Source organism: Megasphaera cerevisiae DSM 20462 (assembly GCF_001045675.1).
GTDB lineage: Bacteria > Bacillota > Negativicutes > Veillonellales > Megasphaeraceae > Megasphaera > Megasphaera cerevisiae.
This window is the reverse complement of the sequence record NZ_LEKT01000159.1, coordinates 1-678: the sequence shown is the minus strand read 5'-3', so window position 1 is coordinate 678 and position 678 is coordinate 1. Positions and strand designations below refer to the sequence as shown.

The 678-nt window shown below is 47.5% G+C and carries 1 protein-coding gene; it reads left to right on the top strand.

The window, feature by feature from the left end; translation table 11 throughout:
* The coding region (locus AB840_RS17385; protein WP_048515708.1) for a hypothetical protein at nucleotides 1-678 on the top strand (678 nt) is incomplete at both ends.

Below are 678 nucleotides of genomic sequence, written 5' to 3'. Positions count from 1 at the left end.
GCAGAAGCTGCCAAACAAGCGCCGCATCACATTGAAAAAGAAACAGACAAGAAAGAGGACTCTCATCATGATGATACGCCGCCGTCTACCTCCGACAAGGAAGGGACGCTGATTGTGGACGCTACCTGTGCGCCATCTCGTATCAAATATCCTAGGGACATGGAATTGTTAAATGAAGGACGAGAAAAGCTGGAACATATCATCACCGTGCTGCATACTCCCACTGATGGAAAGAAACCGCGAACCTATTGCCGCAAAGCCCGGAAGGACTATTTGAACATCGTCCGCGCCAAGAAAAACAAAGCAAAGAAACTGCGGCATGGCATCCGCAAGCAATTGCAATACCTTGCCAGAGATCAGCGATATATCGCTGATCTGTTACAAGACGGCAGACAGCTGGCACACAAGTATCAACAACAGTTAACCGTGATTCAACAGATGTATGCGCAGCAGAAGTACATGTATGATCATCATATCCATCGTATGGAACACCGCATTGTAAATCTGCGTCAGCCATTTTTGCGGCCGATTGTGCGTGGCAAAGTCAAAGCACCTGTAGAATTTGGCGCCAAGTTGGACATCAGCGTCGTGAACGGCATGGTACGGTTAGAACGACAGAGTTTTGAAACCTATAACGAAAGTACGCTGCTACCACAAGAAATCGAACGATACCAAGAC